The following is a 22,284-nucleotide window of genomic DNA, read 5'->3' on the forward strand; positions in this document are numbered from 1 at the left end:
AACAACAAAGAAAGAATAAAGTATCATGAATGGTTCATTGGTACTCCTTCATCTTGCCGGCGCTATTTCTTTACTTCTTTGGGCCACACGCATGGTGCGCACAGGAGTTGAACGCGCTTATGGTGACAGACTTAAATATAAAATGTGCCACGTCGTTTCAAAACCATTGTTTGCCGTAAGTTTTGGACTTTTTACAGCAATGATTTTACAAAGCTCTACAGCAATAACACTCCTCGTTGGCTCTTTCGTTGAATCTGGTTTTGTCTCTGGAGTAGCAGGACTTATGGCTGTACGTGGAGGAGAATTAGGATCAGCAATCGTTGTAAAAATTCTCACCTATGACCTCACTCTTGTTGTACCCTTATGTCTTTTAATTGGCACTTGTATCTTCATGACAACAGAAAAACGTGAATGGCGTCAAATAGGACGTATTGTCATCGGTATTGGTCTTTTGATTTTATCTTTAGAGATGATAAGTACCGCGACAGAACCTTTACGTGAAAGCGAAATTTTACCTAGCATCATTCGTTATCTTTCAACCGATCCTATTTCCACTTTTTTGTTGGCTGCTGGCTTAACCTACCTCTTACATTCATCCATTGCAGGAATCATTTTGCTGGTCAATTTTGCCAACTACGATCTTATCCATACGCAACTCTGTGTTGTCATGGTTCTTGGTGTCAACTTTGGCTCTTCTCTTATAGCACCACTTTTAACGCGCAACGCCTCTCCTAATACCCGCCTCGTTCCCTTAGGAAATTTACTCATGCGTGGGGCAGGGTCAATCCTTATACTTATCTTATTTCTCTCCTTTCACCCTCCCATCACATGGCTTGGCAATAACGCCCCTACTCAAGTGATCAACGCCCATATCATTTTTAATGTTTTCATTCTCCTTGCTGGAATACCGCTTTCAAAATGGGTTTTAAAATTAACCACTCAGATCGTGAATATAAGTGCAAAAAAAATGCAAGCCGACAAAACGCTCAATTTATCTGATCAAACAGCTCTTGATGACAGTGTTCTTGATCGCCCAACTCTCGCCCTCTCGAATGTCATGCGTGAAGTCATTCATATTTGTGATCTTGTAGACATCATGCTAGAAAAAATTATGGGACTTTATGAAAAGCCTGATCCCAATATTATTCGTGAACTCAACCAACTCAACACCATATTGGACAAAAAACATATCGCCATCAAACTTTATCTGGCCCGATTAGCGGGACAAAAATTATCTGACGAAGAAGCTCTTCAAACGCAAGAACTTCTAGGCGCCTGTATAAAATTAGACCAAGCAGGCGATATCATTATTCATAATATGTTGATGCTGGTTAAAAAGAAACAACAAAAAGGTTTACAGTTCAGCAGCGAGGGCTGGAGTGACCTCCTTCGTTTCCACGCCATTGTACTAGCCAACGCGCATATAGCATTTAACGTTCTCGTCTCACGTGATACACACACTGCACACCTATTGGTACAAAAAAAAGATCAACTACGAAACTTAGAAAAAGAGATGAGTTTAAAACATTTTAAACGTCTGCGTGAAGGGGATCTCAAAAATGTAGAATCATCCAGTCTTCATCTCGACACTGTGCGCGACCTCAAACAAATCAACTCTCTTTTGACCTCAATGATCTACCCCATTTTAGAAGAACAGGGACTTCTTCAAAGTTCTCGTCTACGCAACCCTGCTGAAGAACAAGCAGAAAAAACTTAAACTTTTCAAATAACTTGAATAAAACACACATCACATCGATTATTCAATTTTGAATATGGTCAAAATATTGATTTAATCAAAATATCTTATTATTCGACAATTTAAATGAGCTTTCTTCATCGTAAGTTTCTTTCATTTAAAATCTATTCATGATGATTTGCTCAAAGTCATTTGCTTGCACATTACAAACAAAGCAGCATGTAGAATAGAACTCTTGAAGAAAGATGTAAAAATGCCTAACCATCTCAAAGCCAAGACTGTTAAACACATAAAGAGTAGGTCAAGAGTATGATAGTTCCAACCTAAACCCGCCTTGTAAAAAGGGAACCGCTTCACAGTAGCAGCGAAACAGAAATACTCTATAAGAAATACAAAACCCCACAAAAATGCAACATTTATATCAAGATTGGTAGAGGTTCAACCTATACAGCCATGCTATAACGTATCAACGAAACAGTTTTCATTTCAAACATCATTGATATCAATTGGCAAGCTCCAAACTTTTAAATATCCATTTTACTTATTGCTTTAATCACAATTGTTTTTTTAATTTAAGAGAGAGATTTAAAAAGCTTATAAATACACTTTATGAGTTCTTAGAACATTTCTACTAATATTTTCTTCTTTTATTCATATTTATCAATTAATTAATTTATTTATAAATTAAAATATGTTGTATATTTATACTTATTAAGTATTATTATTATATAAATGTGAATATTATTTTTATATAAAGGAAAGTAATAAGTAAAATATCTAAAAGAAATATCCTTTCCACTGGTTAAAAAAGGAATAAACCTTGATTTTTACAAAGTTTACTCTAGTTACAATTTAAATTCAGACAAAGGAGGGTATCATGGAAAATGCAAACATCGGCTGGATTGCAGCTATTGTCATTGGCGGAATTGCAGGTTGGGCTGCACAGTATATTATGAAAAGCCAAACAGGAATATTGTTAAATATTATCTTAGGGATTATTGGCGCTGCGCTAGCAAGCTTTCTTTTTAGTCTTTTAGGTGTAAGTTTTGCTGGTTGGCTTGGCTATCTTATTTCAGGTTTTATAGGAGCCTGTATTCTTATATGGATAGGACAAAAAATTCGATCATAGAGTATTTATTTTTTACACCTTTTGGGATTCAATACAAAACTAGGAAACAACTAGCAGAGTTTGAAATATTCCCCTGTAACTTGTTGTTACCAATTTTGATATGATGGTGAGATGCTTAAGCTGCGATTTTAGGCATACACCATCACCGTATTATAAAACGAAATGCAGTAAAGAACTTTATAACGCACCATTTCATACCTATATAAACTTACGCATATCAGGAGAGATATGTTGCGTTATTTTAACGAAATACGAACTGATTTATGTACCACGTGCGCAAATCCAGCATATCTCACTGTAATAACAATTCATAAGGTTACAAAAATCACTAACGATGATTAAAAATTCTACCGTATAATGCTTAACACCTATACACTCTATCAACAATACCCTTTTTACCGAAAAACTCGAAGCGCTTTTTTACATTCTTAAGAAATAAAGAGAGACGGCAAGAATAAAATGATAAATATTTTTTCTAATCTATGAAATAAAATAGTATCTAAAATAAATATGAAAATTAAATTATAATGTGTTTTTTTAAATTTATTTTTAATAATAAAAATATATAAGTAAAAATTAATAATATTAATGCAAATTTATTATAAAATTAATACACATTATGTGATGTAATATTTCAAAATTTTAATAATATAATATATTTTGCAAAAATATATGCATTACTATAAACTTCTTGATTATAAAGAATACGATCTCCTTTACATCTCAATTCAAAAGATTTGAATATCTCTTCTCTTTCTAAAGTATAAAATAAAGTTTTGTTCCTCTTAAAATTTCCTCTTTATATCATCTTGCATAGATGAATTTTTAGCTCTTCTTTATATGCGTTACAAACGAATTTTAAAGCACGAAACATTTTTCCCATTGCTCTCATGCGATAAAGAAATTTCCGTAACGCATTGTGAAAGTGCCTTGGATAAAACATAATACCTTATTTTGCTTTTTTAATGAAAATAATCCTATAATATATACTTCCCGCATATCTTCTTTTAAAGACCTTTGCAATCGACTTTCCCTTTGATATCTTCCTGTTAAAATCTTGCTGCTTTTATACTCCTTGTATTACAATAGAGCTATCTATTTAACCCAACATAACATATGGAATAAGACTTTAGCTGTGGAGTAAAACGATGTCTGATCTTGAAGATTCCATCTTACCGCCTCTAACGTGGTTCTCTGATCAAAATCCTCCAATACCAGAAAACGTTCGCGATTGGCTCATGGAATCGGGCTCGATGACGCTTCGATTAAAGAAATATTGTACCTGCCTCCAAGTTCAACCACAACGCGAATGTTTTATTACGCGAGATAAATTAACAGAAGAAGCAGAGCATCTCCCCGAAAATGCGCGTTATTGGCTACGCGAAGTCATATTAATGGGAGATAATAAACCTTGGCTCCTTGGACGCACTGTAATTCCACAAGAAACCCTCCTACACAATCAAGCCTTGATGCATTTGGGAACTGTACCTCTAGGACATTATTTATTTAACAATGACAAATTAACCCGCGATTACATTCATATTGGTCAACAAGGTGCGCTATGGGCACGCCGTTCCCGTTTGCGGTTAACGGGTAAGCCATTGTTGCTAACTGAACTATTTTTAACAGATTCACCACTGTATCCCCACAAATAGAGGTTACTCATTTTATTCTGCATAACTTATAGATTTCATATAGCTTATAAGGGATTTAATCAGAGAAAAGAATTTCAAAATTATCTCAAGAACACATTAAAAACAAAGATTTCTTTTCAAAATATCCTTTTATTTCATCAACTCAGCTTAAAAAATCTCTTCCCTAGAAAAAACGTTCTAAAATTCTGATTTTCTTATCATTAAAACCAGCACTTGAATTAAAAAGATACACGCCATATTGATAAAACCATCTATATTTAAATTTCTTACCGAATAATCACTACTCTAAATATGGTAACTCTTTATCAAACAAATGCTTTGAAACAGCAAAAAAGACAATAATACACTCCCCAAAATTGGAAATCTGTATCAATTAACTTAATCATCCTGTTTTAAAATTTTTAACAGTGCAAATAATAGATCTTTTTTTAAAAGTAAAAACTCTATAACCTTTTTGTTTTTTAATGGTCTAACAGCTTTGAAGAACAGAAAAATATAATACTTAAAAGAATGTTTATTGCTCTATAAGAGCCAAAAAAATTTCGTTGATATCAAAAAAATATTTTTTTGATAATAGTATGTATATAAAAAATAAATGATATTTATCAACATCCTACTGACTTACAAAGGCGACGCACAATAAAAAATATTTTCCAATCCCCTTGAATTAACAAGATCTATTGCAATTTTTGACGAAGACTATTGCACACTTTAGAAAAATTCATTTGCCCCGCATACCGTTCCTTAAGCCATGCCATCACCTTACCGATATCGCGTAATTTTTCTGCCTTTGTTTGTGCCAAAGCTTCACAAAGAACCTGTTCTACTTCCATCTCCTTAAGTTGATAGGGAAGAAATTCACGAATAACTTCTATTTCTGCTTGTCCTCTCTCTGCCAATTCCAAGCAACCAGACTCTTTATAGGCTCGCATCAATTCTTCACGCTGTTGAAGCATTTTAGTGAAAACAGACTGTATCTGCTGATCATCCACTTCTAGCTTCCCTTCATCATAATAAAGAATATCACGATCCCTAACTGCAGCATTCATTAAACGAAGTGTAGCAAGACGCGCACTATCTTGCGCTTTCAAAGCAGCCCTAAGAGCCCCATCAATCTGGTTACGCAACATAAATTTATCCAATTTTTGTTCAAGAAGAAGATGCCTTTTAACCAATCTTTATCCATCTTGCAATGGAGAATAAAAAATAATTAAGGACTCGATCTTCGAAAAGCTAAAACAAGACTTTACCTCTTCATGGAATGTACTTATACTGCCTACTTCAAGCGAAACGTTACCAGAATAATATACACAGCATCTGCTAAAGGTATGATTTTTGTGTAAAGTTGATCATTATACCTTTCAGAGAATAAATTGTGGATACATACTATGATACAAGCGACTTCACCCAGCCACCCTTGGAGTATCAAAAAACCGACAGCCCTCTTAGTCTTAGCAGATGGAACCGTTATTGAAGGCAAAGGAGCAGGTGCTACAGGTATAGCTGAAGCTGAAGTGTGTTTTAACACCGCCATCACAGGCTATGAAGAAATCCTCACAGACCCGTCATACACACAACAAATCGTTAATTTTACTTTTCCTCATATAGGAAATGTAGGGGCAAATAGCGAAGATATTGAAGATCTCTCTCCTCTCAATTGTCATGGTGCTGTTGGCGCTATTTTCAAAGCAGACATTACACATCCCTCAAATTATCGATCCAATGAAAATCTTCATCAATGGCTTAAAACGCGTAAAATTATTGCACTTTGTGGTATTGATACACGTGCACTCACAATTCTTATTCGTGAAAAAGGTGCACAAAATGCTGTCATTGCACACGATGCTAATGGAAACTTTGATATTCCTTCTTTAAAGAAACGTGCGCAAAAATGGCAAGGTCTCGTCAATCTTGACCTTACGAAAGACGTGACATCTCAATCATCAATGCAATGGAATGAAAAACCATGGAGTTGGAATAAAGGATACGGTACAAACAATGTGCACAATCTTCATATCATTGCAATTGACTACGGTATTAAACGTAATATTCTTCGCCTTATGGCAACACAAAAAGCACGCATTACTGTTGTGCCTGCTCACACAACTGCAAAAGAAATTCTGGCAATAAACCCTGATGGCGTTTTTCTTTCTAATGGACCAGGAGACCCCGCAGCTACGGCTCAATATGCCATTCCAACAATCAAAACATTAATTGATCATAATTTACCAATTTTTGGAATATGTCTTGGTCATCAACTTCTCGCTCTTACGGTTGGTGCAAAGACCGTGAAAATGCACCAAGGACATCATGGTGCCAACCACCCAGTTAAAGACCTTAACACTGGAAAAGTTGAGATTGTATCGATGAATCACGGTTTTGCCGTAGATTCTTCCTCTTTACCACAACATGTTCAAGAAACACATATTTCTCTCTTTGATGGTTCAAACTGTGGTATTCGAATCATTGGAAAACCTGTTTTTTCTGTTCAATATCACCCCGAAGCTTCTCCTGGACCACAAGATAGCCACTACCTCTTTCAGCATTTTAGTGATCTCATTATGAATTATAAAAAAATATCTTAAAATAAAAAGCCTCACCTTTTAACTTCTCTCCTTTAAATTATATCATCTTCCTACGCACAATTATATTATTTTTATACCTACAACTTATTGAATAAATATTCTTATTGATCATTCTAAAACTAAAAAGAGCGCTCTGAATAGCTTAAATTTTTCTCATTCCTCTCCTCTTAAGGTCGTATCCATCAAAATCATTGGTTTCTCCCCCCAAGCAAGATAAGTGGGTCGATAAAAACCATTTTTAAAAAGAGTAAAGTGCCTAATATTCAAATAAGCATTTGATTCACAATACAATTTTAAGCATTCTATTGTGCATGAGAAACATAATCCCTCCTAAAGAATAAAAAAATTAAAGTGTGAGACAGTGCAACAAATCTCTACTTTTTAAAAGATATTGCCGTAGATGGTTTTGAAAACTGTAAAGTCGAATAAAAAAGTAATCGCAAAACAGAAAACATCTTTTCAATTTTACAACGTTATATTCTTCCAAAATGAGGTTGTCTTTCGATTCCAGAAATGATGCCAACAAATATAAGCAATATTTTACTTCCAATTTGCCATATAAAATTTGGAATTGTTCATACAATACTGATACATCTAACTCAGATACGTTTTAATCTTTTTTTTTCAATATGCTGCTACATTAGCACTGGATATTAATTTGCAAGCAATAGAAAAAATACGGTCTCCCCTATACAAACAATATCACAAAATAAAAAAATTATTTTCACTAAATGAGAAGGATATATCGATATTCTATACAACACTTTGTGAAACAAATATCACAAAAAACTTTCTGCCTATAAAATGATACATTTTGTTTATCTTGTGCATTCTCTAGCAAAATAGTACGTACCAGCCCCTCTCAACAAATTAACGTACCCGCAAGACAAAAATAACTGTCGCAACAACAAGAAGAAAAAAGCCTCCAACAAAAGGAGCACCAGAAAAATAAAACAGTGCATTTTTATCTGTAAAACATTCAAAAAGAAACACATAAAAAACAGAACCAAATGTTAAACTCAACGAAATAACAGATGTCATCGCTCCTTGCAGTTCTCCTTGTACATTTGTCGGTACCTGCGCTGAAGCAATAGCACGTATAGGTGCATGAACAAGATACTCAAGCATAGTACACACACAAACCATATAAACCATCCACCCCTGCGTCGCAAATGTATAACCCAGCATAGCAACAGAGGCAAACAAAAGCCCTACTATAACAATATGCCAATCACTCCATCGTTTAGAAAAATAAGGCAAAATGAGAGCGACTACAATAAATTGGCCTATCCCAAAAACACTATAGGAGAGTCCAATAGAAAAAGAACTCCAATCATAGCGTTCTTTTGCAATGAAAGCCCAAATGCTTAACCATACAGATTCCGCAAACCAATAAAGAAAAAAGACCAATAACACCCAAAGAACCATCGGGTATTGTTTCAGATGCCAAAAAGCACCTAAGGGATTTGCCCGCTTAATATCAAAAAAGCGCCTATTCCATAAAGAAAGGGTTTCTGGAAGCATAACCCAAGAAAAAATAAAATTAATGAGTGAAAAACCAACAGCAAAATAAAACGGAATACGCGGACCAAACTGACCTAAAAAACCACCAATAAACGATCCTAAAATAAACCCCAATGCGGATGCAATGCCTAACAGACCAAAATTGCGTGTACGGGTTTTATCATCAGATATATCCGCAAGATAAGCTGTACAAGTTGCAAAACTAGCGCCACTTATCCCTGACAAAAGACGCCCGATAAATAACATAGAATAGCTCCATGCTATAGCACATATGAGATTATCAAGAGCAAAGCAAATAATAGAGAGAAGCAAAATAGGACGACGACCATAACGATCAGAGAGATTGCCAATAACAGGAGCAAACAAAAACTGCATCACTGAATAAGCTGCAAGTAATTTTCCTCTTTCTACAAAAGATGTACTGACCTCTTTTCCAGTTAATTGAGAAAAATATTCAGGCAAAACAGGACAAATGATCGCAATACAAAGAATATCTAACAATAAAGTGATGAACACTAAAACGAGCCCACGCTGAACAAATTTCGGATTGAGCATTTGGTCTGGCATAACATACACACTATTTTACGCATACAATGACTCCCCCGCTCTCTTTTAACTCCCGTTTCCTTTTAAAAGTATTCTATACCGTATACTTTTCACATACAAAATAATAACAAAGTAAAAATTTAAGTAAGAGTCAAGATAAAACTATAAAATTACGTTTTAATTGGTATATATTTAATTGCTATCTCATTGTCAAAGAATAAAAATTTTTTGCATTATACGAACAAAATATTTGTGCGACAAACTCATGAACAAAATTTCATGAAACACAAAGTATTTCCAATAGTTTTAGAGACATTATGATGAATTTTATCAGACATCGTTTCCCCCTCTCATCCCACCGTTTTCAGGAATCTCAATTCCATCAGATACGTTAGATATACTATAGTAATTGAAACCTTTTAAAAGATAAGCTCTTAAAAAATTTTCTTACCCTCAGAATATGCTATAAGGTTAAAGCAGCATCACCAGAATAGCTTAACAACGTAAAAAGCTCATCATATTTTTAAAAGTATTTATTTGACAATAATTTTGATTAAAAAATAAGTATATTATAGAGAAAGTTCTTTAATTCTATAATCTTAGAAAATATTCATATCGCTTGCAATTTGTGGAACCTTATTTTATCTTTATATTCATTGATACTCTTAATGATTGTATGCTACCATTAAATCTAACGATGATCATGATAAGCATTTAAAAAAATAGCACTTTTAGAAATAGTTCGTCATGAATTTTTAATTCAAAAATGGTGTATAAAATGCGAAAAATATCCCTATTAATTCTCATATTAATGTTGGTAACAGGATGTGATGTTCAGGATTCTGATTCACAAGAGAGTATTTTAGAAAATAAAATAAAAACACAACAAACAACCAACGTAAACCTAGATCCCTATACTCTAAATAAATTAAATACTCTTCTCAAAAAACGTTCAGAAACAAATTATCAGGAAAAAGGGGCACTAATTGACTTTCTTTCTGAAGCTTTTTTAGGGACACCTTACCAAGCAAATATGTTACATGGCTCAGAAAATACACCAGAAAAACTGATTATTGACTTTAGAGGCTTAGATTGCTTCACTTATCTGGATTATGTTGAAGCATTGCGCAAATCAACATCCCAAACAGAATTCATAAATAACGTCATAAAAACACGTTATATTAACGGTAATGTTCATTTTTTAAATCGGAAACATTTTTTTACAGATTGGGCTTATAGAGAATATAAACTCGCCACTGATATTACCGCTGAAATAAGTCCCCATGCGGTAAAAATAGAAAAATATCTCAACAAAAAAGCTGATGGTGGAAGCTATCTACCTGGGTTGCCAGTTGTGAAACGCACAATAACGTATATTCCAAGTAACTTTATTAATGAGGAGGTTATAGGTCATTTACAGTCTGGTGATTTCATTGGTATTTATACGAAACTTGCTGGATTGGATGTAACACATGTGGGCTTCTTTATCATGACAGATAAAGGGCCAATGTTAAGAAATGCTTCTTCACGAAAAGAAAACGAAAAAGTCGTTGATTCTCCTTTTATGAATTATGTTGAAAAAACACCAGGAATCATTGTTTTAAGAGCTCTTGAATAACATGCGATATGAAATATCTTCTCTATTCTTAAAATATATACTGTCGTTATTCAGGTAAACATCTAACTTCGTTCAAGCTATACGGATACAATATTTTTGTTTACAGTTTTAAGAGAAAAAAGTCGTTTTGATCTAACTTTGTTTATAGGTATGACAAAATCATTTTTGGAGAAATCACGGATTTATAATCACTTTATACTGGTTGAACGATAAAGACAGAAAAAAGTCTACTATAGTATCACGCTTTCCTTTCATATTCTCAACCAAGAGTTATCTATAGATTACAGCTAATCTGATCTTTACAAATATAACGCAAAAGACACAAACGAATGTTTGTAAAAATAAGTAAAAGTAAAGCCAGATATGTTTGGTTATTGTTTATAAAGTATTTTATAAAAATTCGATCTACCTCTCTAATTTATTGCATATAAATTTTTGACTTTATAGCTTTGTTTTCCTTATAAAGTCTTTGCTTTTTGTTGTTGTCTATAAATTAAAATAGCCCTAATGTAGCAGCATATTTATGATTAGGATGCACCAGTACTGTACGAGTCCTTGTAAAATTTTGATGCCAGATTGGAATGAAAATATGAAGGCATCAATTAAAAACCAGTTTCTATCTTTAGCATCATTCTTTCGCTCAGCTTTACGATTTTCTACAGCAACGACAATAATATCCTTTAAAGAGTAGAGATATGAGCATTATTTTTGGTTTTTTCATTCTTTAATGAGTCCCCATCTTTCATGCAATAAAGAACACTCTAAACAGAATCCATTGTATCGATAAAACAATACATTTATTAGCAACAACAATGATGATTAATCTATGATCACAAACTTTAAAACCCTATTCATAACTTTTATATAAAATTTATAATTAAATCTCATTAAAACTTATTACGAAGGCTTCACTCCTCTTCGCCCTAAGAGACGAAACATCTACTCCTGAAAGTCTGTAAACAATCCGTTCTCTTAAGTGGATTTAAGCTGCTAACCATTTCATGAGATTCACTTACAAAAGAATACAGCGGTAAGTCCTATTTTGAATATTTACTTCATACTCTAAAAACACTTAATAGATCAAATTTTATATGCCTTATCTCACCACACCTTAAATGACAGTGTTTTAACGAAATAGAATAAATCTTGCCTTAAATACTCTGTTTAACCTTGTATACTTGATTGATGCAAAAATAAAATCAACAAAAGAGCATCATCGTATTTTCGAGAGGTATGAATCGCTCCATCATAAAAAACAGCCCTTATAACATAACAGACAATTCGAAAAAATCTTTTTATATAAAAGGGATCACCGTTGTACCAGGAGGCAATTTTGCCTCATCTTCAGGCTCGACATGAATAGAAATACGCACATTATCAAATTCTTTTTGAAGAACAGCTTCGATTTTATCACAAATTTTATGTGCTTCTCCTACCTGCATTATAGCAGGCACAACCAAATGAAACTCTATAAAAGTAACCCTCCCAGCAACACGCGTCCGCAAATCATGGACCTCAAGCGCACCCGATGCATTTGCAGAAATCAGCTCCCGAATCCGCATGCTTTCATTCAATTCAACGCCAACATCCATTAATCCCTGAACAGCACTTCTAATCACCTTCCAGCCCTGTAAGAGAATATTAACGGCAACGATTATCGCTAAAATTGGATCTAAAGCTCCCCATCCTCCGACAAAACCAGCAATCAAACCAATTAAAATTGCAAGCGACGTAAAAACATCAGTTATAAAATGTACTCCATCAGCTTTAAGAGCCGGTGAGCGATGGAGTTTTCCCTGCCCAATAAGAACCATTCCCCACATACAGTTTATGACAGTTGCAATAAGATGAATAACAAGCCATATTCCAGGCTTCTGCAACAATTTAACGGTAGAAAGAGCTATCCATGCTTCTCTTAAAATAACAATTGCCGCAATAATAATGAGTACCCCTTCAAGAATTGCGGAAAAATATTCCGCTTTATGATGCCCAAAGGGATGATCATGATCTGCTGGCTTCATACTCACTTTAACAGCCCACCATGCTGCTAATGACGCAAGAATATTAACGATTGATTCCAATGCATCAGAATAAAGTGCAACCGAACCTGTGATGTGATATGCCCAATATTTCAAAGCAAAAACAATACACGCAATAAAAATAGAGTATAAAGTTAAGCTTTGTATATTGATTTTTACATCCATGAACCTCATCCTTTTCTTCACGAAATAGGGAATTAATATTTTCAACCATATCATTATACTTTTGGCATAACGACGATCTTTCCTCAATATTACAGAAGCTTCATCATACAATAAACGCCTCAGCTCACCATTATTATCGTAAAAACTGCTCAGTTACACGAACAGCACCAATAAATAAAGAAGAGAGAAAATAATAGAAAGAAGAGTTTTCCCAAGAGCAATCAAACACATAACCTTCATTATTAATCGTTTTCTGAATAACTTAAAGCCATCTCACTTCTCATAAACGAAAAACTTGTTTTTGCTCAAATCTATCATGATCATGCATTATTTTTCAGTCTTATGATGTGCATTATAACCCATCTATAAGCCATCTTTGCACCTTAGAAAAAATATCTTAGCACTCTACAGTAATCTTACAGGTCAATAGGATTTTAAAATATGATTTACTAAAAAATTTAGATATAAAAAGAAGAACAATGATTACCCTCAAAAAAAAGAATCTGGGCATTGGGGACCCAGATTCTTTTCCCTTAGAAATTAAGGGCATACAGAACTTGGGAAATAGCGGGGACCCAAGACACTGCACCCGATACAAGAAAAATATATGATTCCGTATCAGTATTTTTACATTATACCTATGGTTGTATATTGTCAACATAAATTCTACCATAAGTTTTAAAAAATATTTTTTTATCTCTTCTTTTTAAATAAAACAAATTCTAACATCTGGAAATCATAAGAAAAAAGCACTAAAAATCTCGCATGCATTTGAATATCATAACAATCAATGAAACAGATGATCCACGCCTAAAAGCCTATCATAATATCCGTGAAAAAGATCTTGTTGGACGGCAACATCAATTTATTGCTGAAGGCAAAGTAACATTGTCCGCATTACTACACTCAAAAGAGTTTTCTGCCATCTCACTGCTCATCGTAGCAAACCGTCTCTCTGGACTTCTACCGCTTTTAGAAAAAACACAGCCCCTATGTCCCATTTATTGCGTTCCACAAAAAGTTATGGATAATATCACCGGCTTCCATGTTCATCGTGGTGTTCTGGGTATTGGTAAACGCAAAATACTGCCATCTTTACAAAGTTTTTTACAACATCTTCCAGAAAAAGCTTTGATTCTTATTTTATGTGGTATCTCGAATCACGATAATATGGGATCAATTTTTCGTAATGCAGCAGCCTTTGCCAGTAATGGCATTATTGTCGACAAAACCTCATGCGACCCACTTTATCGCAAATCAATAAGAGTGTCTGCCGGCGCTGCTTTAAAAGTACCCTATACGCAAAACGCTGATATAGATGACATTATAGCTGCTCTAAACGATGAAAACTTTCATCTTTATGCACTCTCCCCTTCTGCCTCACACACTCTCAAACAAGCCAACAAAAGCAAAAGAATAGCACTTATTTTTGGAACAGAAGGCGATGGCTTACCACTCCACATACTACAACAATCAAACACCTTACGTATTCCCATGACTGACGGTTTTGACAGCCTTAATGTTGCCACAGCCTCAGGTATTGCACTTGCTCATTTTACCAACTTTGACCACTAAAGATGATAACACTTCAAGTTATAGAACATACCCAATGTTGTATGTTATCTACCAGTCTCCAATAATATTGCCGTTCCCTAGCCTTTGAAAGCATTGATAAAAAACATTTTTACATTTTCTTTATCATCACTTTCCACACCCTAACCCCGCTTATGACGTGCAGAAGATATAATTTTGATGGATTCAATCATAAAACAAACTTTCAATGAGAAAATCTTCCGGAAGTCTCTCATTCAAGTTTAAGATTAAAAAATATCATTATAAATCAATTTACTATTCTTTATAAAGCTGTTGTTTTTAGTTCTGAGGGAACAGAATCTTTTGTTTCGAGATTGCATAAAACGCGCTTCAACATCATTTCAGTATCGGCTGCACGTTCTGAATGTGTTACAAATCCTCCCCCAAGAATACGCGCCTCATGACCATTTCCATCATAAAGAACGCAAGCTTGCCCTGGTGCCACACCATTTTCACATTCCAATAAATCAACGGAAAAAATACTTTCTTTATAATGTAAGCGCGCAAGGTGAGGAGGACGCGTTGAACGCACCTTTACAGCCACCTCAATACCTTGAGAAGGGAAATTATCTAACGACTCATCACCAAGCCAATTCACATCACGTAAAAAAAGCTTATGCGTTTCTAACATTTCACGCGGTCCAACAATAACACGTGCATTTTCCACATCGAGATAAACCACATAAAGCGCTTCACCCGTTGACACCCCAATACCACGACGTTGACCAACCGTATAATTAACAATTCCCGAATGTTTACCTAAAATCTTTCCATCAATATGGACAATAACGCCAGGATTAGCTGCTTCTGGACGCAGTTTTGCGATAACATCTGAATATTTTCCTTGTGGAACAAAACAAATATCCTGACTATCATGCTTATTGGCAACCACAAAGCCCATTTCTGCTGCCATTTCACGAACGCGGGCTTTTGGAAGGTCACCAAGTGGAAAACGCAAATAATCAATCTGTTCTTGTGTCGTTGCAAAGAGAAAATAACTCTGATCACGATCATTATCGAGAGGACGAAAGAGTGCTCGATGCGCTCCGTGGGAACGCGAACGAATATAATGTCCCGTAGCCAAAGCATCTGCTCCCAATTCGCGTGCCGTTGTTAATAAATCAGCAAACTTAACCGTTTGATTACATGCAATACATGGTACTGGGGTCTCTCCATGAGCATAACTTTCTGCAAAAGGATCAATAACAGCTTCGCGAAAGCGCTTTTCATAATCAAGAACATAATGCGGTATTCCTAGTGTTTCTGCAACGCGGCGTGCATCCTCAATATCTTGTCCTGCGCAACACGCCCCCACCCGATGCGTTGCTTCCCCATGATCATAAAGCTGCAACGTAATGCCAATAACATTATACCCTTCCTTTTTCAAAAGACCTGCAACAACCGATGAATCAACCCCCCCCGACATTGCAACAACAATGCGAGAATCCTCAGGTTGTCCTGGTAAATCAAGACTGTTTAAAAACATGTATTCATTCTCTATTTAATGCTCTGTTTAATGGCTAGCCATATGTTGACATTCTGATGCACGCTCTTTAGCACTTTTACACGATTGATTGCCTTTATATTATTTTTTTATCCTTTCCACAACCATAGGCATTACTTTCTTAAAAGCTGCTGCAAACAAAAAAAGAATGATAGAAATAAGGCATAATGGTAATCGTTTAGGAGAAAACCTTTTTTCTCTTTTGAAAAATCCGGTAAAATATTGCAAGAATCTCTTCTACACACTTCAACTTGAGCTTCTTTTTACATACCCAATCACTTTATTAATTTTTTCTTTCAGCGCTTTTAGCTCTTTTTTAAATTTCATGCTCTATAAACGAATCAAGTCCTTGACTAAAGGTAGAGGATACGAATGAGCAACTTGATAAAAACACAAATGAAATATGTTATTGGGCCAGATGGAAGTCCGCTTACAATTGCCGACCTACCGCCGCAAACAACACGGCGCTGGGTGATTCGTCGCAAAGCTGAAGTTGTTGCGGCTGTCAGAGGTGGATTGTTAAGTCTTGACGAAGCGTGCCACCGTTATACTTTGACCGTAGAAGAATTTCTTTCATGGCAAAGTTTAATCGATGAACACGGTTTAGCGGGATTACGAACGACCAAGATTCAACACTACAGGCATTAAGTTGCCATTGATTAATAACATAAAGCAATCTATAAAACAGCCAAACTTGATAAAAGTTTGGCTGTTTTATACTATATCCAAAAGATAAACCTGAAAGAATGGATTTTTCAATAATTGCTTTTATCATCCAGCCATTAAATTAGCCAACCATTGAATTAGATTGAATCAAAATATCCTTATCATCCGCAGCAATCTTCTTTTCTCGTGCTTCCAAAAGCTGTGCACGTTGCAGCTCTGTATTAGCTTCATGGAGAGCAATTTCAGCATTTGTTTTTTGAAGTTCTAAATCACGAATTGAATTGATCAGATTATCACGTCTTTGCCGCGCTGCACGCGCAAAAGCAGAATAAGCAAAATGGTGAACATCATTGTTTCCAGATTTACGTTCTTCATGAGTAATCTGTGCTTCCAACTCTAACACCATTCGTTCAAATTCTGCGATCATCATCTCAAGCTGTGCAATTTCACGGCGCTTTCCACGCACTTGAAACATCCTCAATCGCACCATATTTTCTCGTGGCTTCATACTCACTACTCCTTGATTGCGCCAACTCAAAACTCGCATTCACACCCAATAAATATCTTTTAGTTATATATCTATCCGACAAAAACAGTCTATTAACTTGAAATTATAATAATTTTTGCCTTGCATTAAAGCATCTGAAAATACAATCTGCTTTAAAGAGCAATAACTATTTCTTTAACTTTTCCCCCATTATAAACTGAAGAGGTTTAAAGCTCAGTAAATAAACACTGAAATTGTAAAAAAGTAATTTATAAAGCTCTTTTACAAATTTTTTTAAGTTAAAGTTTATAGAAAAAGCCCTCCTTTTTTATTATGTTAAAAAATATAGGATTTTTCTAAAATAATTTTGTAGCCTCTTTCAAAAATAAAAATATTTTGTTAACCACTATCATGGATAGTGGGGAATTTAGTAGTGATTGTTACGCGTACTACTGAAATGTTCATAAACGCTTTGTTATAAGTGTTTGATTTAATGAATTGTTTTTATAACAGTGGTTTTGCTAACTGATATAAAATAGAAATGCTCCTTATGATTCGTGAAGGAGCAAAGTGAGGGATCTAAAATGCGCGTATTATTAATTGAAGATGATAGAGCAGTTACTCAAAGCATTGAGTTGATGTTAAAGTCGGCTAACTTTAATGTTTATATCACTGATCTGGGTGAAGAAGGTATCGATTTAGGAAAACTCTATGATTATGATATCATTTTGCTTGATCTGAATTTGCCTGACATGTCAGGGTATGATGTCTTGCGGACTCTAAGGTTGGCAAAAATAAAAACTCCTGTCCTAATCCTCTCTGGTATGAATGCCATTGAAGACAAGGTTCGTGGTTTTGGCTTTGGAGCAGACGACTATATGACGAAGCCTTTTCATAAGGATGAGCTCATTGCACGTATCCATGCAGTTGTTCGTCGTTCAAAAGGACATGCACAATCGGTTATTGTTACCGGAGATCTCACCGTTAACCTTGACACAAAAACTGTCGAAGTTGCAGGGCGCCCTGTTCACTTAACCGGTAAAGAATACCAAATGTTAGAGCTTCTCTCTTTACGCAAAGGTACCACCCTTACCAAGGAAATGTTTCTCAATCATCTCTATGGTGGAATGGATGAACCAGAACTAAAGATTATCGATGTTTTTATTTGTAAATTGCGGAAAAAATTGGAAGCAGTCTCTTCCAGTGTAAATTACATTGATACAGTTTGGGGACGTGGTTATGTATTACGTGATCCAGTTGAAGAGAACGTACGAAAAACCGCTTAAGCAGTGAACATGCACATTGTAAAATCTCGGAGTGTAGCGGGCCGAGATTTTTTCCCGAGATCTTTTCTCTGTTAAAAGTAGAGAACTCGCACACTAAAAATCTCATATAGAAAGCGCTTAAAGCTTAAGAAGTAACCACACCCAATTTACACATATAACCTTATCGCTCATAAGTTCAATCGAAGCCACTTTTCCCAACACAGCTTAAGCGCTTCTCTCTTATTCAAAGCTTTTTTACACTTTCTAAAACAATACAACCATCACTTTCATCAATATTTATTTTCATCTCTGTCATCTGAGCAAGTAACATTGTGTAATAAAATTGGATGACATGTGCATCAATAAGCTCTTCTTGAACTTCTCCACGAAATAACGCAAGAAAATGAGGGGGTATACGGAGAGTTCTACCGAAAACCTCAAATCGAAAAGAACGTTTATTTTCTTCTTGCAAAATCATAACAACAATTTCACCACCACGAGAAACTGTTGCGTTTGCAATCAATAATAAATTAAGCAAAAGTTTAACTTCATCTTTTTCTAACAATAAAGAAGAAGCTTGCCATTTTAAAGTTGCTTTTTCTTCTTTCATATATTGTTGAGCAACCTGCTCTGCAGTCCGTGTATCTATTTGTCCTCCACTTGCACCAGCAAAACCAAAAGCCAATCGCGCAAATTGTAGACGTGCAGCAGCACTCGCAACGGATAAACGCACCAATTGTAAAGCATCTTCTTCAGCTCCTCCTTCATCATAAAGCTCCATTGCATTTTGAATAGCCCCCACAGGTGAAATCAAATCATGGCAAATACGACTACAAAGCAAAGCAGCAAGATCCATAGGCTTCAAAGAAATATCTAACGTCATAATGATTGAAAACTCCTAGATTCAAAAAAACAAACTTTATTTTAAAGAAAAACTCTTAACATCTGATGCATAATAGGAAACATTAACAATCATGCTAAAAAATTCAGAAATAAATTCAAGAATTTAAATAACCTTATATCTTATTTTTTATTTGAATAGAATGAAAATTCTAATATTATCTTTTTGTTTATCACTAATAAAAGGAGAAAACTCCATGGCTCTCTCTCTGCTCAAATACTGGTACAAAAATATTATATCTTTAATCTTCCTTTTATTCATCACCATAAACACTACACAAGCTCGACTAAAACCAATAGAGCAAAACGAACCTCATTATTCACTCCAAGAAATTATTGATTCTGGTCATATTTTTTTTGGAAAAACAGCCAGTGGTCTGGCTGTTGCAATTCAAAATATTTTTTCAAAATACGGTTATCCCAATGCCTATATTTTAGGAGAAGAAGCTTCTGGTGCCTTTTTTGCTGGATTAACCTATGGCGAAGGAATGGTTTTTACCAAAAGCTATGGTCAACATAAAGTTTTTTGGCAAGGTCCCTCAGTAGGATGGGATTTTGGCGGCCAAGGCTCCCGTTTAATGATCTTAGTTTACAATCTTAATGGCATAAATAATTTATGGAAACGCTATGGTGGTATTTCAGGTTCGGCCTATTTAATTGCAGGTGTTGGTTTTCATGTCCTAAAATACCACAATACCTTGTTAATCCCAATACGTACAGGAGTCGGCGCACGCCTTGGTATCAATATAGGATATTTAAAATTAACACATAGACCGACATGGAATCCGTTTTAAACGGTTTCTTATTTGAAAAGGGGTATTATGCTTATTCAATCATTTCTTTTTTTTATACTTGGAGTTGCTTTCACTTCCTGGTTACTGGTGCTTTTATCTCCTTTTATTTGGCGTAAAGCCGTTCATTTTGCGTATAAAGATGTTTGTGCGAAAATGCCATTATCACTCGCGGAAATAGAAGCAAATCACGATTTTCTTCGTGCACAACATGCTGTAGAATTAGCAAACAACCAACAAAAGTACGAATTTTTGCAAAAAAAATATGTCCAACAAAAAATACAACTGAGCCAAGTAACAGAACAATTTTATCGGCTATGCCTCCCCACAAAAGATACTCTCACCAAAGAAGCGATAGCAATCAAACAAAATATCGCCACACTATACACTTCCAAAGGAAAGACAAATGATGCGTGAAAAAGTCGCACACTATCAGCAACGCTTACAAAAAATCCAAACTCATGAGCTGGACACGACCGCCAACCACCAATTGCTAGAAGAACTCCGAGAAGAAACAAAAGAACTTGCAGCAACATTGGCAGCTCAAATAGCGCTACAAGAGGGGAATACATCACCCATCAACACATTGATTCAAAAATCCAAAAGCAAAAATGACCTAGCATCACGTATTCGCCAAAAAATAACTTTTCTCTCCAAAAGCCCTGTTAAATAAGTTATCTTTTAAAACACCTTAAATGAAGAGTAAAATCAACAAAGGTTCATTGTAACTTTCATAACCCAAATCCTTTTTACTAAACGTGACTTTTTTGCTAAGCTAAAGGACAAAGTTTCTTAGCCCATACCGTTCTGTTAAAAAATATCTTCTTGTCTAGAAGCTTCACTTTCTAATCATATCACCGCTCTAAAGGACAACATTTCATAGGTCCTAGAAAGGAAATAATACCAAAACATTGGCCACACACTCTAACAAAAAATACCTTCTAAGATGGATCACCAATAAAGCTTTGACCATAATTTTAAGGATAAAAACACGCTCTCAAGAGTGATAAAAATCTCTTATTTTTTTGATAATCATATCCTGATCCGTTTGTGTCAAGTAAGGATGCATTGGTAAACTTAAAACACACTCTCCTAAAGACTCTGAAACAGAAAGGGAATCTTTTACATAAGGGAAGTGTTTATAAGCTGGCTGTTGATGTAAAGGAGTTTTATAATAAATCATTGTAGGGATAGAATTTTTTTGTAAAAAATCTTTTAATTTATCCCGTTCTTTTACCTTAATCGTATATTGTGCATAAGCAGAACGAATATTTTCTCCTATTTCTGGAACTGTAACAATATCTCTTAAGCCATTGGAATAGCGTTGAGCAATTTCTACACGCTTTTCCATTTCATCTTCAAAAATCGCAAACTTTTCTAGTAAAATTGCAGCCTGAATGCTATCTAGGCGCGAATTCATACCAATACGTACATTGTCATATTGCGTTTCACCTTTACCATGAAACAAAATAGAGCGTAAAAGTTCTGCAAAATGATCATCATTGGTCATCATAGCGCCTCCATCACCATAACATCCTAATGGTTTTGCAGGATAAAAACTTGTAGCAGCCACATCACCAAAAGCACCACACATAGTATTATCGCTTCTCCCCCCCATAGATTGAGCAGCATCTTCAATTACAAAAAGATTTTCCTTTGCAGCCACTTGAGCAATTTGCACATAGTCAGCAGAAAGCCCAAATAAATCAACGGCAATAATAGCCTTTGGCTTTAGACGTCCCTCTTTTTTTACCATTTCGATAGCGTGAGAAAGTTTTTCAACATCAATATTGAATGTATCAGGTAAAACATCGACAAAAACAGGTTCAGCCCCCACCAAAGCAACCACTTCAGCCGTTGCTGAAAATGTAAAACTAGGACAAAAAACAGCATCCCCTAGACCAATATTTTTAGCCATAAGAGGCATCTTCAAAGCATCTGTTCCATTAGCACATGCAATCACATGTTTAACGCCAAGATATTCTGCCAATTTCTCTTCAAATTCTGTTACTTTTGGCCCCAAAATATACTTACCACTAGCGACTACATGCGCAATTGCAGAATTAATTTTATCTTCAATACGCGCACGCTGCGCCCCAAGGTCGATGAATTGCATATTAA

The 22,284-nt window shown here is 35.1% G+C and carries 18 protein-coding genes; 11 read left to right on the forward strand and 7 right to left on the reverse strand.

The window, feature by feature from the left end; genetic code table 11:
• Positions 1–25 precede the first annotated feature (25 nt).
• The 3 genes from ACFIMC_RS09845 (at position 26) to ubiC (ending at position 4,480) form a co-directional block, all read left to right on the forward strand.
• Positions 26–1,717 (forward strand): Na/Pi cotransporter family protein, encoded by a 1,692-nt coding sequence (locus ACFIMC_RS09845; RefSeq protein WP_375611968.1) that lies wholly within the window; start codon positions 26–28, stop codon positions 1,715–1,717.
• A gap of 856 nt (positions 1,718–2,573) precedes the next feature.
• The gene (locus tag ACFIMC_RS09850) at positions 2,574–2,825 is read left to right on the forward strand and encodes a GlsB/YeaQ/YmgE family stress response membrane protein (protein ID WP_273790808.1); all 252 of its coding nucleotides are present in this window, start codon (positions 2,574–2,576) and stop codon (positions 2,823–2,825) included.
• Between the two features lie 1,148 nt (positions 2,826–3,973).
• The gene (gene ubiC, locus ACFIMC_RS09855) at positions 3,974–4,480 is read left to right on the forward strand and encodes a chorismate lyase (protein WP_375671881.1); all 507 of its coding nucleotides are present in this window, start codon (positions 3,974–3,976) and stop codon (positions 4,478–4,480) included.
• Positions 4,481–5,157: 677 nt separating this feature from the next.
• Here ubiC and ACFIMC_RS09860 read toward each other — a convergent pair.
• Positions 5,158–5,655: a GatB/YqeY domain-containing protein gene (locus ACFIMC_RS09860; protein ID WP_375611965.1), complete on the reverse strand. Its 498-nt coding sequence runs from the start codon at positions 5,653–5,655 to the stop codon at positions 5,158–5,160.
• Between the two features lie 213 nt (positions 5,656–5,868).
• On the opposite strand from ACFIMC_RS09860, the gene carA reads away from it, so the two are divergent.
• A complete protein-coding gene (gene carA / locus ACFIMC_RS09865; protein ID WP_375628787.1) occupies positions 5,869–7,065 on the forward strand; it encodes a glutamine-hydrolyzing carbamoyl-phosphate synthase small subunit in 1,197 nt (398 codons plus the stop codon).
• A gap of 870 nt (positions 7,066–7,935) precedes the next feature.
• On the opposite strand, the gene ACFIMC_RS09870 is transcribed toward carA, so the two are convergent.
• A complete protein-coding gene (locus tag ACFIMC_RS09870; protein ID WP_375628786.1) occupies positions 7,936–9,156 on the reverse strand; it encodes an MFS transporter in 1,221 nt (406 codons plus the stop codon).
• Between the two features lie 757 nt (positions 9,157–9,913).
• Here ACFIMC_RS09870 and ACFIMC_RS09875 point away from each other — a divergent pair.
• A complete protein-coding gene (locus ACFIMC_RS09875) occupies positions 9,914–10,753 on the forward strand; it encodes a DUF1460 domain-containing protein (protein ID WP_375671880.1) in 840 nt (279 codons plus the stop codon).
• Between the two features lie 1,295 nt (positions 10,754–12,048).
• On the opposite strand, the gene ACFIMC_RS09880 is transcribed toward ACFIMC_RS09875, so the two are convergent.
• Positions 12,049–12,957 carry a cation diffusion facilitator family transporter gene (locus ACFIMC_RS09880; RefSeq protein WP_375613344.1) on the reverse strand — a complete coding sequence of 303 codons (909 nt, stop codon included), beginning with the start codon at positions 12,955–12,957 and terminating at the stop codon, positions 12,049–12,051.
• Positions 12,958–13,722: 765 nt separating this feature from the next.
• Here ACFIMC_RS09880 and ACFIMC_RS09885 point away from each other — a divergent pair.
• Complete coding sequence (locus ACFIMC_RS09885) at positions 13,723–14,532, forward strand: TrmH family RNA methyltransferase (protein ID WP_375613343.1); 810 nt, start codon at positions 13,723–13,725, stop codon at positions 14,530–14,532.
• 280 nt (positions 14,533–14,812) lie between these two features.
• Here ACFIMC_RS09885 and mnmA read toward each other — a convergent pair whose 3' ends face one another.
• Positions 14,813–16,036 (reverse strand): tRNA 2-thiouridine(34) synthase MnmA, encoded by a 1,224-nt coding sequence (gene mnmA, locus ACFIMC_RS09890; RefSeq protein ID WP_375671879.1) that lies wholly within the window; start codon positions 16,034–16,036, stop codon positions 14,813–14,815.
• Between the two features lie 390 nt (positions 16,037–16,426).
• Between mnmA and ACFIMC_RS09895 the strand changes: the two genes are divergently transcribed.
• Positions 16,427–16,702: a DUF1153 domain-containing protein gene (locus ACFIMC_RS09895; protein ID WP_273790817.1), complete on the forward strand. Its 276-nt coding sequence runs from the start codon at positions 16,427–16,429 to the stop codon at positions 16,700–16,702.
• A gap of 139 nt (positions 16,703–16,841) precedes the next feature.
• On the opposite strand, the gene ACFIMC_RS09900 is transcribed toward ACFIMC_RS09895, so the two are convergent.
• On the reverse strand, positions 16,842–17,228 hold the full coding sequence (locus ACFIMC_RS09900; RefSeq protein ID WP_375606932.1) for a flagellar export protein FliJ: 387 nt from the start codon (positions 17,226–17,228) through the stop codon (positions 16,842–16,844).
• 563 nt (positions 17,229–17,791) lie between these two features.
• Here ACFIMC_RS09900 and ctrA point away from each other — a divergent pair.
• Entirely contained in the window at positions 17,792–18,493 is a 702-nt protein-coding gene (gene ctrA / locus ACFIMC_RS09905) for a response regulator transcription factor CtrA (protein ID WP_273790819.1), read from the forward strand.
• Positions 18,494–18,716: 223 nt separating this feature from the next.
• On the opposite strand, the gene chpT is transcribed toward ctrA, so the two are convergent.
• Complete coding sequence (gene chpT / locus ACFIMC_RS09910) at positions 18,717–19,355, reverse strand: histidine phosphotransferase ChpT (RefSeq protein ID WP_375632317.1); 639 nt, start codon at positions 19,353–19,355, stop codon at positions 18,717–18,719.
• A 214-nt stretch (positions 19,356–19,569) separates the two neighbouring features.
• On the opposite strand from chpT, the gene ACFIMC_RS09915 reads away from it, so the two are divergent.
• Genes ACFIMC_RS09915 through ACFIMC_RS09925 form a run of 3 tightly spaced genes read left to right on the forward strand, consistent with a single transcriptional unit; the run spans position 19,570 to position 20,836 of the window.
• The gene (locus ACFIMC_RS09915; RefSeq protein ID WP_375671878.1) at positions 19,570–20,166 is read left to right on the forward strand and encodes a DUF1134 domain-containing protein; all 597 of its coding nucleotides are present in this window, start codon (positions 19,570–19,572) and stop codon (positions 20,164–20,166) included.
• A 27-nt stretch (positions 20,167–20,193) separates the two neighbouring features.
• Positions 20,194–20,580: a hypothetical protein gene (locus ACFIMC_RS09920; RefSeq protein WP_375628774.1), complete on the forward strand. Its 387-nt coding sequence runs from the start codon at positions 20,194–20,196 to the stop codon at positions 20,578–20,580.
• Complete coding sequence (locus ACFIMC_RS09925) at positions 20,570–20,836, forward strand: hypothetical protein (protein WP_375611955.1); 267 nt, start codon at positions 20,570–20,572, stop codon at positions 20,834–20,836. The genes ACFIMC_RS09920 and ACFIMC_RS09925 overlap by 11 nt, the downstream gene beginning before the upstream one ends.
• A gap of 324 nt (positions 20,837–21,160) precedes the next feature.
• Here the strand turns inward: ACFIMC_RS09925 and ACFIMC_RS09930 are convergent, their stop codons facing one another.
• Positions 21,161–22,279 (reverse strand): DegT/DnrJ/EryC1/StrS family aminotransferase, encoded by a 1,119-nt coding sequence (locus ACFIMC_RS09930; RefSeq protein WP_375628772.1) that lies wholly within the window; start codon positions 22,277–22,279, stop codon positions 21,161–21,163.
• Positions 22,280–22,284: the final 5 nt, after the last annotated feature.

It is taken from the genome of Bartonella sp. AP21QHHD, from assembly GCF_042196205.1.
In the GTDB taxonomy this organism is placed as follows: domain Bacteria; phylum Pseudomonadota; class Alphaproteobacteria; order Rhizobiales; family Rhizobiaceae; genus Bartonella.

Bases quoted from the DNA above. Each gene is read 5' to 3' on its own strand.
- ACFIMC_RS09845 (WP_375611968.1), top strand. From the start codon at position 26: ATGAATGGTTCATTGGTACTCCTTCATCTTGCCGGCGCTATTTCTTTA.
- ACFIMC_RS09850 (WP_273790808.1), top strand. From the start codon at position 2,574: ATGGAAAATGCAAACATCGGCTGGATTGCAGCTATTGTCATTGGCGGA.
- ubiC (WP_375671881.1), top strand. From the start codon at position 3,974: ATGTCTGATCTTGAAGATTCCATCTTACCGCCTCTAACGTGGTTCTCT.
- carA (WP_375628787.1), top strand. From the start codon at position 5,869: ATGATACAAGCGACTTCACCCAGCCACCCTTGGAGTATCAAAAAACCG.
- ACFIMC_RS09870 (WP_375628786.1), bottom strand. From the start codon at position 9,156: ATGCCAGACCAAATGCTCAATCCGAAATTTGTTCAGCGTGGGCTCGTT.
- ACFIMC_RS09875 (WP_375671880.1), top strand. From the start codon at position 9,914: ATGCGAAAAATATCCCTATTAATTCTCATATTAATGTTGGTAACAGGA.
- ACFIMC_RS09880 (WP_375613344.1), bottom strand. From the start codon at position 12,957: ATGGATGTAAAAATCAATATACAAAGCTTAACTTTATACTCTATTTTT.
- ACFIMC_RS09885 (WP_375613343.1), top strand. From the start codon at position 13,723: ATGCATTTGAATATCATAACAATCAATGAAACAGATGATCCACGCCTA.
- mnmA (WP_375671879.1), bottom strand. From the start codon at position 16,036: ATGTTTTTAAACAGTCTTGATTTACCAGGACAACCTGAGGATTCTCGC.
- ACFIMC_RS09895 (WP_273790817.1), top strand. From the start codon at position 16,427: ATGAGCAACTTGATAAAAACACAAATGAAATATGTTATTGGGCCAGAT.
- ACFIMC_RS09900 (WP_375606932.1), bottom strand. From the start codon at position 17,228: ATGAAGCCACGAGAAAATATGGTGCGATTGAGGATGTTTCAAGTGCGT.
- ctrA (WP_273790819.1), top strand. From the start codon at position 17,792: ATGCGCGTATTATTAATTGAAGATGATAGAGCAGTTACTCAAAGCATT.
- chpT (WP_375632317.1), bottom strand. From the start codon at position 19,355: ATGACGTTAGATATTTCTTTGAAGCCTATGGATCTTGCTGCTTTGCTT.
- ACFIMC_RS09915 (WP_375671878.1), top strand. From the start codon at position 19,570: ATGGCTCTCTCTCTGCTCAAATACTGGTACAAAAATATTATATCTTTA.
- ACFIMC_RS09920 (WP_375628774.1), top strand. From the start codon at position 20,194: ATGCTTATTCAATCATTTCTTTTTTTTATACTTGGAGTTGCTTTCACT.
- ACFIMC_RS09925 (WP_375611955.1), top strand. From the start codon at position 20,570: ATGATGCGTGAAAAAGTCGCACACTATCAGCAACGCTTACAAAAAATC.
- ACFIMC_RS09930 (WP_375628772.1), bottom strand. From the start codon at position 22,279: ATGCAATTCATCGACCTTGGGGCGCAGCGTGCGCGTATTGAAGATAAA.